The 13509-nt window shown below is 72.6% G+C and carries 12 protein-coding genes; 6 read left to right on the top strand and 6 right to left on the bottom strand.

Annotated features, from left to right (window positions below; translation table 11 throughout):
- The first annotated feature begins 100 nt into the window (after positions 1-100).
- Together ACO4JP_RS12250 and ACO4JP_RS12245 are read left to right on the top strand one after the other, a co-directional pair.
- Entirely contained in the window at positions 101-1054 is a 954-nt protein-coding gene (locus tag ACO4JP_RS12250; RefSeq protein WP_425954049.1) for an NADP-dependent oxidoreductase, read from the top strand.
- 171 nt (positions 1055-1225) lie between these two features.
- On the top strand, positions 1226-2575 hold the full coding sequence (locus tag ACO4JP_RS12245) for a hypothetical protein (protein WP_425954047.1): 1350 nt from the start codon (positions 1226-1228) through the stop codon (positions 2573-2575).
- Between the two features lie 345 nt (positions 2576-2920).
- Here ACO4JP_RS12245 and ACO4JP_RS12240 read toward each other — a convergent pair whose 3' ends face one another.
- Positions 2921-3340, bottom strand: a complete 420-nt coding sequence (locus ACO4JP_RS12240; RefSeq protein ID WP_425954045.1) for an SHOCT domain-containing protein — start codon at positions 3338-3340, stop codon at positions 2921-2923.
- A 286-nt stretch (positions 3341-3626) separates the two neighbouring features.
- On the opposite strand from ACO4JP_RS12240, the gene ACO4JP_RS12235 reads away from it, so the two are divergent.
- Complete coding sequence (locus tag ACO4JP_RS12235) at positions 3627-4121, top strand: DUF1269 domain-containing protein (protein WP_425954043.1); 495 nt, start codon at positions 3627-3629, stop codon at positions 4119-4121.
- A gap of 22 nt (positions 4122-4143) precedes the next feature.
- Here ACO4JP_RS12235 and ACO4JP_RS12230 read toward each other — a convergent pair whose 3' ends face one another.
- The 3 genes from ACO4JP_RS12230 to ACO4JP_RS12220 are packed head-to-tail and all read right to left on the bottom strand — an operon-like array spanning position 4144 to position 5890.
- Positions 4144-4812: an ion channel gene (locus ACO4JP_RS12230; RefSeq protein ID WP_425954041.1), complete on the bottom strand. Its 669-nt coding sequence runs from the start codon at positions 4810-4812 to the stop codon at positions 4144-4146.
- Positions 4809-5495, bottom strand: a complete 687-nt coding sequence (locus tag ACO4JP_RS12225) for a hypothetical protein (RefSeq protein ID WP_425954039.1) — start codon at positions 5493-5495, stop codon at positions 4809-4811. The genes ACO4JP_RS12230 and ACO4JP_RS12225 overlap by 4 nt, the downstream gene beginning before the upstream one ends.
- Positions 5492-5890 (bottom strand): DUF7144 family membrane protein, encoded by a 399-nt coding sequence (locus ACO4JP_RS12220; protein ID WP_425954037.1) that lies wholly within the window; start codon positions 5888-5890, stop codon positions 5492-5494. The genes ACO4JP_RS12225 and ACO4JP_RS12220 overlap by 4 nt, the downstream gene beginning before the upstream one ends.
- A 225-nt stretch (positions 5891-6115) precedes the next feature.
- Between ACO4JP_RS12220 and ACO4JP_RS12215 the strand changes: the two genes are divergently transcribed.
- Complete coding sequence (locus tag ACO4JP_RS12215) at positions 6116-8788, top strand: LuxR C-terminal-related transcriptional regulator (RefSeq protein ID WP_425954035.1); 2673 nt, start codon at positions 6116-6118, stop codon at positions 8786-8788.
- Positions 8789-8843: 55 nt separating this feature from the next.
- Here the strand turns inward: ACO4JP_RS12215 and ACO4JP_RS12210 are convergent, their stop codons facing one another.
- Positions 8844-9053, bottom strand: coding sequence for a hypothetical protein (locus ACO4JP_RS12210; protein ID WP_425954033.1), 210 nt, complete (start codon positions 9051-9053; stop codon positions 8844-8846).
- Positions 9054-9208: 155 nt separating this feature from the next.
- Here ACO4JP_RS12210 and ACO4JP_RS12205 point away from each other — a divergent pair, with 155 nt between their 5' ends.
- The gene (locus ACO4JP_RS12205) at positions 9209-10627 is read left to right on the top strand and encodes a DUF2252 domain-containing protein (protein WP_425954031.1); all 1419 of its coding nucleotides are present in this window, start codon (positions 9209-9211) and stop codon (positions 10625-10627) included.
- A gap of 136 nt (positions 10628-10763) precedes the next feature.
- Positions 10764-12476 carry a molybdopterin-dependent oxidoreductase gene (locus ACO4JP_RS12200; protein ID WP_425954029.1) on the top strand — a complete coding sequence of 571 codons (1713 nt, stop codon included), beginning with the start codon at positions 10764-10766 and terminating at the stop codon, positions 12474-12476.
- Between the two features lie 25 nt (positions 12477-12501).
- Here ACO4JP_RS12200 and ACO4JP_RS12195 read toward each other — a convergent pair whose 3' ends face one another.
- On the bottom strand, positions 12502-13416 hold the full coding sequence (locus ACO4JP_RS12195) for a VOC family protein (RefSeq protein WP_425954027.1): 915 nt from the start codon (positions 13414-13416) through the stop codon (positions 12502-12504).
- Positions 13417-13509 lie beyond the last annotated feature (93 nt).

Raw genomic sequence — 13509 nt, 5'->3', positions numbered from 1 at the left:
CAGTCGCTCGACCCAAGTCGCGCGCTCGAGGACGCACCTAGCGTGGCCGTGGTGCCAGAGCGGCGCCGCCGCGGCGAGCGGCTGGGAACGGAGGTGCCGGATGCAAGCGCTGCGAGCTCACGAGCGGGGCGGGCCCGAGAGGTTCGTCGTGGAGGAGGCGCCCGAGCCCGCGCCCGGGCCGGGCGAGGTTCAGGTGGCCGTCACGGCGGCCGCGATCACGTTCGACGAGCTGCTCTGGGACCTGTCCTGGACGACGACGGACGGCGCTCCCCGCACGCCGGTCATCCCGTCGCACGAGTTCTCCGGCGTGGTCAGCGCCGTAGGGCCGGGAGCCGGCCCGGACAGCCCGGGCGGGCTCGCCGTCGGCGACGTGGTCTACGGCATGGTGCCGTTCGACCGCGACGGCGCCGCCGCCGAGATCGTCGTCGCACCGCTCGACGCCGTCGCCGTCCGTCCTCGTACCCTCGACGCGGTCTCCGCGGCAGCGCTACCGCTCGCCGGGCTCACCGCCATCCAGGGCCTCGTGGACGTGGCCCGGCTTCAGCCAGGCGAGCGGGTGCTCGTACTTGGTGGTGCCGGGGGAGTCGGCTCGATGGCCGTGCAGATCGCCAAGCGGCTCGGCGGGCACGTCACCGCGACCGTGCGCGGCAGCGACGCTGCCGCCGCGGTGCTCACCCTCGGTGCGGATACTGCCGTGGACATCACCACGGGACAGACGCCCAGCAGCGCCCCGTTCGACGTCATTCTCGACACGGTCGGCGGGGCGGCGCTCGACGGGGCGTGGTCGCTGCTGCAGGTCGGTGGGCGGCTCGTCACCTTGCAGGCACCGCCCGACCCCGAACGCGCCCGCGCCGCAGGTGTCACGGCGTCGTTCTTCGTGGTCGAGCCGAGCCGGGGGAAGCTGGTGGACCTCGCGGCTCTCGTCGACTCGGGGGCGCTCACCGTTCCGGTGGCTGCGACCTTCGCGCTGGAGAAGGGGCGAGAGGCTTTCGAGAGCGGACGGCGGCCCGGGCGGCGGCCGGGGAAGACGGTGCTCGAGGTCCGTCCGGAGTGACTCGGACGACGACGGCCGGCGAACGGCACACACGGACCGGCCGCCGCACCTCACCCTGGCAGGGTGAGGTGGGGTGGTCGGCACGTTCCTAGGCTCGAGGGGCGCGCCGGGTCCCTGAAGCACCGCGGCCGACTCCGGCCGCCGGCGCGTCAGACCCCCCGGGGAGGGACCATGACGAGCCCAGACGACGACGTGGAGCTCCGTCGCGAGGTCGACCAGCTGAGGGCCAGGGTGGCCGAGCTGCAGGAGTCACCGGCTGCCGCGCGCCACACCGGCGCCTGGTGGCGGATCCCGGTCTGCGTGCTGCTCATCGTGCTGGTCTTCCTCCTGGCACCGGCAACGCTGATCGCCAGGTGGGCACACGGCGAGGTCTCGGACACGCAACGGTTCACCCAGCTGGTGGCCCCGCTCGCTTCCGACCCCGCGGTCCAGACCGCCGTCACCGACAGGGTGACAGGAGAGATCCTCGACCGCCTCGACATCCCCACCCTGGTGAACCAGGCCGCTGATGCGCTGACCCAGCAAGGCCTGGGGCCCGTCGCCACGCGGGGGGTCCAGTCGCTGGTGGTGCCTCTGAGCGACGCCCTCGAGGGCTTTGTCCGCGGCCAGGTCCAGCGGGTCGTCGCCAGCGACGCGTTCGCGACGGTGTTCGAGCAGGCCGTCCGTACCGCGCACCGGCAGGCGGTGGCGGTCCTCACCGGTGAGGGCTCGGACGCGGTCGACGTGCAGGGCGGCGCCGTGAGCCTGAATCTCGCGCCCGTGATCGCCCGGGTCAAGGAGGTGCTGGTCGACCGCGGGTTCACGGTCGCGGCACGGATCCCGGAGGTCGACGTGTCCTTCACGATCTTCAGCTCCGCCGGCATCGTGAAGGCGCAGGGGGCGTTCGACCTGCTCAGCAAGTCCGCGGTCGTCCTCCCGCTGATCGTGGTAGTCCTGCTGGCCGGCGCCGTCGCGGTGGCGCGCGACCACCGCCGGATGCTCGTCGTCGGGCTGCTGGCTGTGGCGGCCGGCATGGTCGTCCTCGGCCTCGCCCTGGCGATCGCCCGCTCGTTCTATCTCGGCGCGATCCCGCGCGACATGTCCACGGCCGCCGCGGCATCCGTCTACGACGCGGTCGCCGGATCCATCCGGCCGATCCTGCGGGGAGTGCTGGTTCTCGCGCTCCTGGCGGCGCTCGGCGTGTGGCTCACCGGAAAGAGCGCGGCCGCGCGTCAGACGCGGAAAGCGGGCGGCGCCGCGGTGGGGTGGTTGCGGTCGCAGCGTGCGAGGGGCGTGTCCACGGGCCCTGTGGGCACCGCGCTGTGGACGGCGCGCGTGCCCATCCGGATCGCGATCGTCGCCGTGGCCGCGCTGGTCATGGTGACGGGCAACCCGATCACCCCCGGCCGCGTGGTCACGACGGCGATCTGGGCAGCCGTCATCTGGGTGGTCTTCGAGATCCTCGCCTCGCCGCCCGACAGCGGCGTCGAGAGCGCCCTGCCGCCGGAACCGGCCGCGCACGGGACGGGCCCAGACGCCTGAGGGGCGGGCACGTCCGAGTTGCCCGGGCCGCGGCTGCGTCCGCGCACCGCTCGGTGTGCGAGGTCGCGGTCGGCGTCCGGCGCGAGCTGACCCCGGCGTCTGACACGCCGCCGCCCCGACAGAGCGCCGCCGGGGCATACGAACGTCGACGACGTCGGTGACGTCGTCGACTGGAGGAGGCGCCGATGCCGGATCGCGGTCCTGACTTGTCGCTCTGGCCTCTGGCCACGAACGCCGTCGCCGCCGACGACCGTCACCACGACCCGCGGAGCGTGAGCAACCGCGGTCAGGACGACGATGCCGGCGACGACGGCCGAGTCTCAGCCTCGCGAACGCACTGGTGAATCAGAGGCCCGGAGCCGCCGGCGCCGCCGGGGTCCCGAGGATCCTCGCCTTCTGCTGGGCGAACTCTGCGTCGGTGAGATGGCCCTGCTGGTGCAGGGCGGCGAGCTTGGTGAGCTCGTCGGTGGGTGTCGAGGAGCTCGCCGCCGCGTCACGGACGTAGGAGCGGAACTGGGTCTCCGCCTCGGCCGCGGACGCACGGTCGCGTGCGCCCATGCTCTTTCCGCGCACGATGACGTAGATGAGCACGCCGAGGAACGGCAGGATGATGATGAAGAGCGTCCACAACGCCTTGCTCCAGCCGCCCATGTCGTCACTGCGGAAGATGTCGGTGATGATGCGGAACAGGAGGAAGAACCACAGGATCCACAAGAACAGCCACATCATCGTCAGGAAGAGATTCATCAGCGGGTAGTCGTTCATGAGTGCCCTTTCGTGATCAGCCCAGTGGCTTTTGTCTTGGCTTGCGCTGGCCACTCGCGGCGGTGAGGTAGAAGTCGACCGGGCCGAACATGATCGCCGGCCTGGTGTCGGTCATGACTCAACGCTGCACGCCGAAGAGGCCCGAGCGGTTCATCCGTCAGGGATGAACGTGCCGTAGCCGATCACCCCGGGGGAGTGATCCGCCTTCCGTACCGAGGGGCCACGGTGGAAGGGCACGCGGGCCCTCGCGTGCGTGGCGACGCAGGACCGATCTGAGGAGCACGACATGGCCACGCTGAGCGTGTGGAAGTTCGACAGCCCGCAGGGGGCGGACCAGGCCGAGAACGCGATGCTCGAGCTCCAGAAGGCGGAGCTCATCGCGGTGCACGACGCGGCGACGGTCTCGTGGGAGGAAGGCAAGAAGAAGCCGACGACGCGGCAGGCGCACAGCACGGGAAAGCTCGGCGCGCTCGGCGGGGCTTTCTGGGGCCTGCTCTTCGGGCTCATCTTCTTCGTGCCGTTCCTCGGTGCCGCGATCGGGGCCGGCCTGGGTGCCCTCACCGGCTCCTTGAGCGACGTCGGGATCGATGACGACTTCATCGACTCGGTGCGCCAGAACGTCACGCCGGGGACGTCCGCGCTCTTCCTGCTCTCGTCGGGCGCGGTGGTGGACAAGGTCAGGGAAAGCCTCGAGAGCCAGGGGATCCACGGGACGCTGCTGCAGACCAACCTCTCGAACGAGCAGGAGGCCCAGCTCCGTGCGGCCTTCGAGGAAGACTGACCGCGCAGCTGACGCGGTGAGCTCAGTCGCGAGCGGCCGGGCTGCGGAACGTGGCCACGAGGCGGGCGACCAGGGTCGCGAGGAAGGCTTGCCCGACCAGGGCTTCCATCGTGGCCAGTCCCCTGGCCGTCGACGTCGCCGGGGAGAGGTCCCCATAGCCCGTGGTCGTGAGGGTGACGAACGAGAAGTACTGCAGGGTGCGCGTGTCGACCGCGTCCGTCTGGGCGAACAGTGCCGCACCCTGCAGCCATGCGGCCACGCCGTAGAGGGCGGCAAAGGTCATCCCGAGCAGCAGGTACGCGCTCAGCGCGCCCGCGAGGGTCTCGCGGGTGACCTCCCGGTCGCTCAGCACCCGGCGCAGCAGCGCGACCAGCGTGACCATGAGCGTCACCGCGACGAGCATGTCGATCACGCCCTCGGCGTCCGAGGGGGCGAGCGTCGCGAGCGCGACGGCCGCGGCCAGCACCGCGACGAGTGCCCAGCCGCCGAGGATCCGCCACCGTCGCCCACTCGGGTGCGCGGCCCGGAAGGTCACGGCGAGTGCCGCGACGTAGAGCCCGGTCACGACCCACTGCACGCTCCCCAGCCGGCTCGCCGTCGTGAGGATGTACGCCGCCACCAGAAGCACGAGCACGGTGCGCAGGTCCTCCATGGCGCCTACCAGGCGCGGGCCCTCAGCTGAGCCGGTCATGCCTCCTCCAGCCGCCCCGTCACTCGCCGGAAGAGGGTCAGGATCGTGGCGGCCGCCACCCACGCGGGGACAAGGAGCACGGCCGAGCGCACGAAGCTGAGCACGAAGAGCAGCACCAGCCCGGTGGCGTAGCTGAGCACCGCGAACCACAGGGGGAACAGGCCGGCCCGCAGCGCCCGCGTCGCGCTGGTGATGATGAACACGGCGGCGACGCGGAACGCGAAGATCATGAGCAGCGCCTCGCCGAACTCGAACATGGCCGGGATGCCGTTGATGGTCTGCGCCTCGGATGTACCCCCTAGCCGGATGGCCATGACTCCGGTGACCCCGGCCGCCGCCGAGGCGAAGAACACGGCGACGAACAGCAGGCCGGCCCCGAGCTGCACGGTCCCCAGCAGCGCGTCCTCGCGCTTCGCCAGCTGGCTCAGCCGATGCCGGGAGGCAGCCAGGAACCACAGGAAGCTGACGCCGGCGAAGGGCACGAGGTAGGCGCCCGCGATCAGCACGGTCGTGCCTCCCGAGCCCCGGTAGTACGTGGTCAGCGCCTCCTCGGAGGCGTCTGCCGCCGGACGCTGGTCGAGGAGCGCGAACCCGACGGTGAACAGCACGGCGAAGAGCAGACCTGCGAGCGCCGCCCCGGACCCCTGGAGGACGGGGCGACGCCGCGGGTGGTCTGCGGTCACCTGGACTCGATCTCCTCGCCGTGGACGATGAGCGCCCAGAGGGCGAAGACGCTCACGGCGATCACCGTGAGCGACCACCACGGCTGTGCCGCCAGCAGGGGGAACTGCGAGAGCAGGTTGATCGTGATGAGGACGATCGCGCCGATCCGGGCCCAGGACTGCCCTGCGACGAGGCAGAGGCCCACGATCACGACCAGGGCTCCGAGGACCAGGTGCCACCAGCCCCAGGTGGTGAGGTCGAAGAGGAGCAGCTTTCCACTGGAGGCGATGTAGCCCCGGTTGGGGTTGAGCACGGCGGCGAGACCGTAGAAGAACGTCCAGACGCCGACGACGAGCATGCTGAGGCCGGCGAACCAGATCCAGCCGACCCAGCCTGTTGCGACCCGTTGTGCCATGGAGAGCCTCCCTGGATGAGTCGGCCGCGGCACACGGCGCGACGGGGTGAGCACCCGGGCGGGTGCTCACGGCCACGGTGCCGCGGGGGCGCGCGTGCGCGCCTCATCCCCTGCGGGTGACGCATCGGGAGCGCTCTGCGGCGAGCGTAGGGGCGTGGTGTCCGTTCGGGGGGACGGCGAGCGTTCGAGGGGACGCCTGTGGCCGCGGCACTTACCGTGGAAGTCATGGTGTCGGGAACCGCGCACCCGTTCTCGCAGGCCCGGTCGCGCATCAGGGTGCCGTCACTACCGACGGCCACCCTGGAGCGGCCGCGATTGCGCGCGCTCATCACCGATGCCGTCGACCACCATCAGGTGACGCTCGTCGTCGGCCCGGCGGGCTATGGCAAGACGAGCACCCTGGCCGACTGGGCGCACCACCAGGGCCGGCCCGTCGCGTGGCTGTCGATCGACCCGTTCGACAACGACCTGACCCGTCTGCACCGCGGGCTGCTCGAGTCGCTGCGCGTCGCAGCGAGCGAGCACCTATCGCGAGCGGGGGCGCGCCGGACGACCCTGGGACGCCTGCGGACGCCGGGCCTGGGGGAGCGGCTGAACCCTGAGTACTTCGATGCGCTGCTGGGCATGCTCGGCGAGCTCGAGGGGGAGCTCGTCCTGGTCCTCGACGACGTGCACCAGCTCCGGGGCGGGGGTGTCATCGAGGTGCTGGGGGCGTTCACGCGCCAGCTCCCCCCCAACGTGCGCCTCGTGATCTCCGCGCGCCACGACCCGGCCCTGCCGCTGCAGCGGCTGCGCGCCGCAGGCCTGCTCGGCGAGATCCGCGAGGAGGACCTCGCCTTCGACCGCGAGGAGCTGCACCGGCTGGTCGAGAGGGACTCGGCGGCGATCGGGGACGACGCCGTCACCGACGACGACACCGCCACCACGCTGTACCGCCTCACGGGTGGCTGGCCGGTCGCCGTCCGGCTGATCCTCGTGGCGATGTCGAGCCCGTTGAGCCCGACGCCGCTCGCGGCCCTCAGCGAGGCGACGAGGCCGCTGGCCGACTACCTCGTCGAGGAGGTCCTGCGCGGCCTGCCCGAGGACCTGCGCATGTTCGTCCTGAGGGCGACGAGCACGGGGACGATCAACCCCGAGCTTGCCGCCGTCGTGTGGGACCGGGACGACGGGCCCGAGCTGCTCGACCGCTGCCTGCACCTCGGGCTCTTCCTCGCTCCGGCGGGCACGCCCGGCAGCACGCCGTCCTACCAGTGGCACACGCTGTTCGCGGCGGAGTGCCAGGCGGTCCTGCGTGCGACCCGGCCGGACGTGTACCGCGCGGCGCACCGCGCACTCGCGGTGGCACTCGGTGCCACCGACATCGCCGCGGCGATCGAGCACGCCGACGCGGCGCAGGACGGCGAGCTGGCGGCGTCGTTGCTCCGGGAACGGTGGGCCGACCTGCTGATCGCGGGGGAGCACGCCACGGTGCGCCGCCTGCTCCAGGGGATCCCCACGCCCTGGCGGGACGGGGCGGAGCTGCTGGTCGTCGACGCGGCCGTCGCCGCCGTGGAACGCGAGCCGGCGGTGGACCGGCTGCTCGAGCGAGCCCGCGAGCTCGCCACGAAGCTGCCCGGAAGCCGACGGCGCGTCGTCGAGGCGACCGCGACGCTCATCGAGCTGTTCTTCGAGGGCGCCGCGTCCGACGTGCGGTCGGCGCTCGGACGCGGGGCGGAGCTGCTGGAGCATGCCGACGAGATGAGCCCGGCAGAGCAGACGCTGGCCCACTTCCTGGTCGGACGGGCGGAGGCGTTCAACGCCTACGACGACCAGCGGGCGCTCGGGCACCTGAGCGAGGGCGCTCGCCTCGCCGCCGAACGCGGGTTCACCGCCATCGAGGTCGCGTGCCTCTCGGAGAGCACCGTCCCGCTGTACGGGTCGGGCGAGGTGGACGCGGCCTGGGCACTCGCGAACCAGGTCGTCTCCAGGGTGCGGGCGTACGGGTGGGAGTCGCCGAACCTCCTGGCCGCCCCGCTGGTCGCGAAGGGACTCATCAGCTACGGCCGTGACGACCTCGACGATGCCCGGGTCTTCCTCGAGGAAGGGCTGAACACCCTCCCGAAGGCCGCACATGCGGCGCGGGTGCGTGCCGCCGTGGGTCTCATGGTCACGTGCCTCGCGCTCGACGACGCCGCCGGCCTCGGACGGGCGCGTGCGCGGGCGCTCGAGACCGAGCCCGGGGAGGCGGCGTCGTCGTTCGCCACCGACGCGACGGCGGTGATCGGGGCGCTGGCTCAGGCGTTGGCGGGCGACCTCGAGCGTGCCGTGGCGCAGCTGGAGGATGCGCACGGGCCGGACCGGCGGCCGATCGTCCGGGTCTGGGAGGCAGAGATCTACCGGCTCGCCGGGCGCCTCGAGGACGCGCGGGCTGCACTCGACCGGATACCCGAGTCCGTGCGGAGCCTGGGGATCTCGGTGGACTTCGGACTGTCAGCCGCCCTGATCGCGAACGCGCAGGGCGAGACCGAGGCGGCGCACCGGAATCTCGAGCGCGCCCTCGACGACGCAGAGACGCGAGGCATCCGGCGCCCGTTCGCCGAACGCCGCGACGCGGCGCCCCTGCTCAGCGAGCACCTTGCCTGGGCGACCCGCCACGAGGCGCTCGTCATCGAGCTGCTGCACCGGCCCGTCGACGTGCACACGGCGCGGCGCGGCCCCATCCACTGGGAGCTGTCGGAGCGGGAGCGGGAGATCCTGCTCTACATGCGCTCTCCACTGTCGGCGGCAGAGATCGCCCGGGCGCTCTTCGTCTCGATCAACACGGTCAAGACGCACCAGCGGTCCATCTACCGCAAGCTCGGCGTGACGGGCCGGCACGAGGCGCTCCGTGCCGCCGCAGATCGCGGACTGCTCTCTTAGTGCTCAGACCGCAGTGCTCAGACCGGCCAGACGGCCGCGGCGTCGTGGGCACGGGTCAGAAGTTCTCGACGTCCGGCACGGAGTGCATCTCCTTGACGGTCAGCCCGAGGTCGTTCAGAAGCGCGACCACGCCGGTCAGCGCCGCCGCGTCCCGCACGCGGCAGGTCAGCACCGTGTCACGGCCGTCCTCGGTCACGACGACGTCGGCGAAGTCGTGCAGGCGCGCGCCGGTCAGCTGCCCGCGCACCCGGATCTGGTAGAGCATCGGGCCGCCCCTCCTTTGTGGTCGGCTAGCGACTACGGTCGCCGACACGGCTGCCCGGGCGCCTCACCCTTGCGGGGTGACGTCGCCGTCGGGATGCCGTGGCACGGTGGGCGACATGACCACAGTGCTGCACGCCGCGACCCGCGCGGCCTGAGATGTCCACGGTCACGGCACCACGACCGGACGGCGCGGAGCGCGCCGCGGCGGGCAAGCTCGAGCGGGCGCGGGTGCCGTTGCAGACCCACGCAGAGTTCCGCACCCGGCCGGCCGACGTGGCGTTGTCGCTGGTGCTCGGTCAAGACTCCGCTCGCCTGCCCGAGCTGGTGCCCGTGCGGCACGAGCGCATGGTCGCCTCGCCGTTCACGTTCTACCGGGGCGCCGCGCTCGTGATGGCCGCCGACCTGGCCGCCACCCCGACCACGTCGCTCCACACGCAGCTGTGCGGCGACGCGCACCTGTCGAACTTCGGCGCCTACGCCTCGCCCGAACGGCAGCTGGTCATGGACCTCAACGACTTCGACGAGACGTACCCCGGTCCGTTCGAGTGGGACGTCAAGCGCATGGCTGCGAGCTTCGTCGTGGCCGGGCGCGAGAACGGCTTCCCCGCCTCGAAGAGCCGCGCCGCGGCGCTCGCGAGCGTGAGCTCGTACCGCACGGCGATGCGCACCTTTGCCGAGCAGCCTTTCCTCGCCGTCTGGTACGCGAACCTGCCGCTGGAGGAGACGCTCGACGAGTACGTGCAGAACCTTGACCCACGAGAGCTGAAACGCAGACGCGACGACCTTGCCACGACGCGCGCGCGGATTGCGAGCGCCCGTTCCCGCGACAGCATGCAGGCGCTGCGCAAGCTGAGCACCGTCGTCGACGGACGACGATGCCTCGTCAGCGATCCGCCTCTGATCGTGCGGCTCGACGACCTGGCCGACGGTGCTCGGCCGGCGCACGAACGCGTCGAGCAGCTCCTCGCCGACTACCGTGCGACCGTCCGCCCCGACCTGCGACACCTGCTCGAGCAGTTCGATCTCGTGGACGCCGCGCGCAAGGTCGTCGGAGTGGGCAGCGTCGGCATGCGGGCATGGGTCCTGCTCCTGCAGGGCCCGCGGCCCGACGACGTGCTCCTGCTGCAGGGAAAGCAGGCCGGGCGGTCGGTGCTCGCTGAGTACGTCAAGGGGCCCGAGTACGAGTCCGAGGGCGAGCGGGTCGTGCTCGGGCAACGCATGATGCAGGCGGCGAGCGACATCTTCCTCGGCTGGATCCGGTCGCGACCGGACGACATCGATGCCGGCCAGCACTACTACCTGCGCCAGCTCAGGGACTGGAAGCTCTCGGCCGAGGTCGAGCGGATGCGTCCGACGAGCCTGCGCCTCTACGCGACGATTTGCGGCTGGACCCTCGCGCGCGCGCACGCCCGCTCAGGCGACCGCATCGCGCTCGCGGCGTACCTCGGCAAGTCGGACGCGTTCGAGGAGGCAGTGGCCGACTTCGCCGAGGCGTGCGCCGACCAGAACGAACGGGATCACGCTGCGTTCGCCGCCGCCGTCAGGTCCGGGGCGGTCGCCGTCGAACCCGCATAGGTCCGGCTGCGTACGTCCTCCGCGGCACCTCCGTCCCTCGACGGCTGGCCGACAGCTGCGGCTCCCGTCCCCTACGGCTCGGTCCGCGGTGGCAACCTGGGCACATGGACAAGGCGACGCAGGTCGGTGCCGAGCGATGAGCCGGTGGTGGGCGGCGCTCGCCGGTGTGGTCGCGGCCGCGGCCGGACTCGCCGTGGCCGAGCTCGTCGCCGCGTGGGTGGCACCCGGGTCCAGCCCCGTGTTCGCGGCCGGAGCCGCCGTCGTCGACGCCGTCCCGGGCTGGCTCAAGGACCTCGCGGTCGCGTGGTTCGGCACGGCCGACAAGGCCGTGCTGCTCGGCACGATGGGCGCGGTGCTCCTCGCCGGTGCGGCGCTCGCGGGCGTGCTCGAGGTGCGGCGCCCGCCGTCGGGTGAGGTGCTGGTGATCGCGGTGGGCGTCGTCGCCGCACTGGTCGCCACCGTCCGGCCCGGCGCGAGCGCGGCGTGGGCGCTGCCGAGCGTCATCGGCATCGGCGCGGCCGTGGTGCTGCTCCGGGTGATCGCGGGCCGGTTGCGCGACTGGAGCACCGCGCAGGAGCAGGTCGCCGCGTGGGCCGGCGCCCCGACGTCCGCTGCCGCGGACGACACCGCCGCCGCCGACGCCGCCGCCGACACCGCCGCCGACGACGCCGCCGACGACACCGCCGACGCCGACGCCGCCGCCGACACCGCCGCCGACGACGCCGCCGAGGCGGAGCGCAGCGACGCACGCGAGGCCGAGCTCGGCCGGCGCAGGTTCCTGCAGCTCACCGGCCTGACGGCGGCCGGTGCCGTGGTCGCGCTCGCGGCCTCGCGCGTGGTCGGCGCGGGTGCCCGCGCCGCGCAGCACGTCCGCGCCGCCCTCCGCCTGCCGGCCCCCGCGACGCCCGCGCCCGCCGTCCCTGCAGGGGCCGAGCTCGGCATCCCCGGCCTCGCGACGTACATCACGCCCGACGACACCTTCTACCGGATCGACACCGCGCTGCGCGTGCCCGTCGTCGACACCGACACCTGGTCGCTGCGCGTCCACGGGCTTGTCGACACCCCGTTCGAGCTGACCTGGGCCGAGCTGCTCGAGCTGCCGCTCGAGGAGCACCACGTGACGCTGACGTGCGTGTCCAACTACGTGGGCGGGGACCTCGTCGGGAACGCGCTCTGGCTCGGCTACCCGGTGCGCGAGCTGCTCGCCCGCGCGGGCCCGCACGACGACGCCGACATGGTCCTGAGTCGCAGCATCGACGGCTTCACCGCCGGGACACCGCTGGAGGTCCTGCTCGACCCCGACCGTCAGTGCCTGCTCGCGATCGGCATGAACGGCCAGCCGCTGCCCCTCGACCACGGCTTCCCCGCCCGGCTGGTCGTGCCCGGCCTGTACGGGTACGTGTCCGCGACCAAGTGGGTCACCGAGCTGAAGGTCACGCGGTTCGCCGACGACGTCGCGTACTGGACGTCGCGCGGCTGGTCCGCGCGCGGGCCGATCAAGCTGGAGTCCCGGATCGACGTTCCCGGATCGGGCGACGCAGTCTCGCCGGGCAGCGACGGGTCTGTGGTGGTTGCCGGCGTCGCGTGGGCGCAGCACACGGGCATCCGCGCGGTCGAGGTACAGGTCGACGGCGGTCCGTGGGAGGCAGCGACGCTTGCCGACACCGTCGGCCCCGACACCTGGCGGCAGTGGCGGTTCGTCTGGGACGCGGCGGCCTCCGGCGGCGGCGAGCACACGCTGCGCGTGCGAGCGACCGACGCGAAGGGTCACGTGCAGACCGCCGACAGTGCGCCGCCGCCGCCCGACGGCGCCACGGGATGGCACGAGATCGGAGTGTCGGTGCGCTAACGCCCGCGGTTCACGGGCGCGCCCTTCACGACCGGGGGCGGGGGAGCGCGGGTTCGATGCTCGTAGCGGGCTCGGTCTCGGGCTGCGCCAGGCCGACCCGCACGACGTTCGCCCAGGGATCCTCGAGCTCGAGCGCTCGCCCGTCGTCCGCGACAGACGCACCGTGGTGGCGCATCCGCTCCGCGAGCGCGCCGACGTCGTCGGCGGTGGGCAGCAGGATGTCGACGCGGCCGAGGCCGAGCGTGCGCGCCCGGCGCCCGGCGCCGGCGCTGTTCCAGGTGTTCATCGCCATGTGGTGGTGGTAGCCGCCGGCGCTGACGAACAACGCGCTGCTGCCCAGCCTGGCGGTCGTGTCGAAGCCGAGCCGGTCCACGTAGAACTCCCGGGCCGACCGGATGTCGCCGACGCTGAGGTGCACGTGGCCGACGCGAGCGAGGCCGATCATCGGGTCGGCCGCGGCTGCCTCGTCGAGGTGCTCGCGCAGGTACGCCTGCGGGTCGAGGTAGAGCGTGTCCATCTCGATCCGCCCGTGCGTCCAGCTCCACTGGGTGCGGTCGCGGTCCCAGTACAGCTCGACGCCGTTGCCCTCGGGGTCGGTGAAGTAGAACGCCTTGCTCACCAGGTGGTCCGCGCTGCCGGTGAACGTGCCGGGGGCGCGGGTCGCGACCGAGTACACGGCCGCGGCCAGTGCCGCCTCGGAGTCGAACAGGATCGCCGTGTGGAACAGCCCGGCCTCGCGCGGGCCGGCGTGGCGCAGCTCCGGGGCGTGCTCGAGCACGACGACGGGCGTCGTGCCCCGGCCCAGCACCGCGCGCGGGCCCTCGTGCGCGAGCAGGCGCAACGGCACCGCCTGCGTGTAGTAGCCGATCATGCGGTCCAGCTCCGCGACGCGGAGCGTGACCGCGCCCATCCCGGTGTCGGCGGCGAGCTTGTCGTCCATGTGGCGATCTCCCGGATCAGTGTCGGCGCGCGAGCGACCCGGCCCGTGCCTGTGCGGTATTGGTTGCACCTACAACTGCCCTCAACATGCTTG

The organism is Xylanimonas sp. McL0601 (assembly GCF_049852175.1).
Taxonomy (GTDB): domain Bacteria; phylum Actinomycetota; class Actinomycetes; order Actinomycetales; family Cellulomonadaceae; genus Xylanimonas.
The sequence above is the reverse complement of the archived record's forward strand: the minus strand, read 5'-3'. Positions and strand labels throughout refer to the sequence as shown.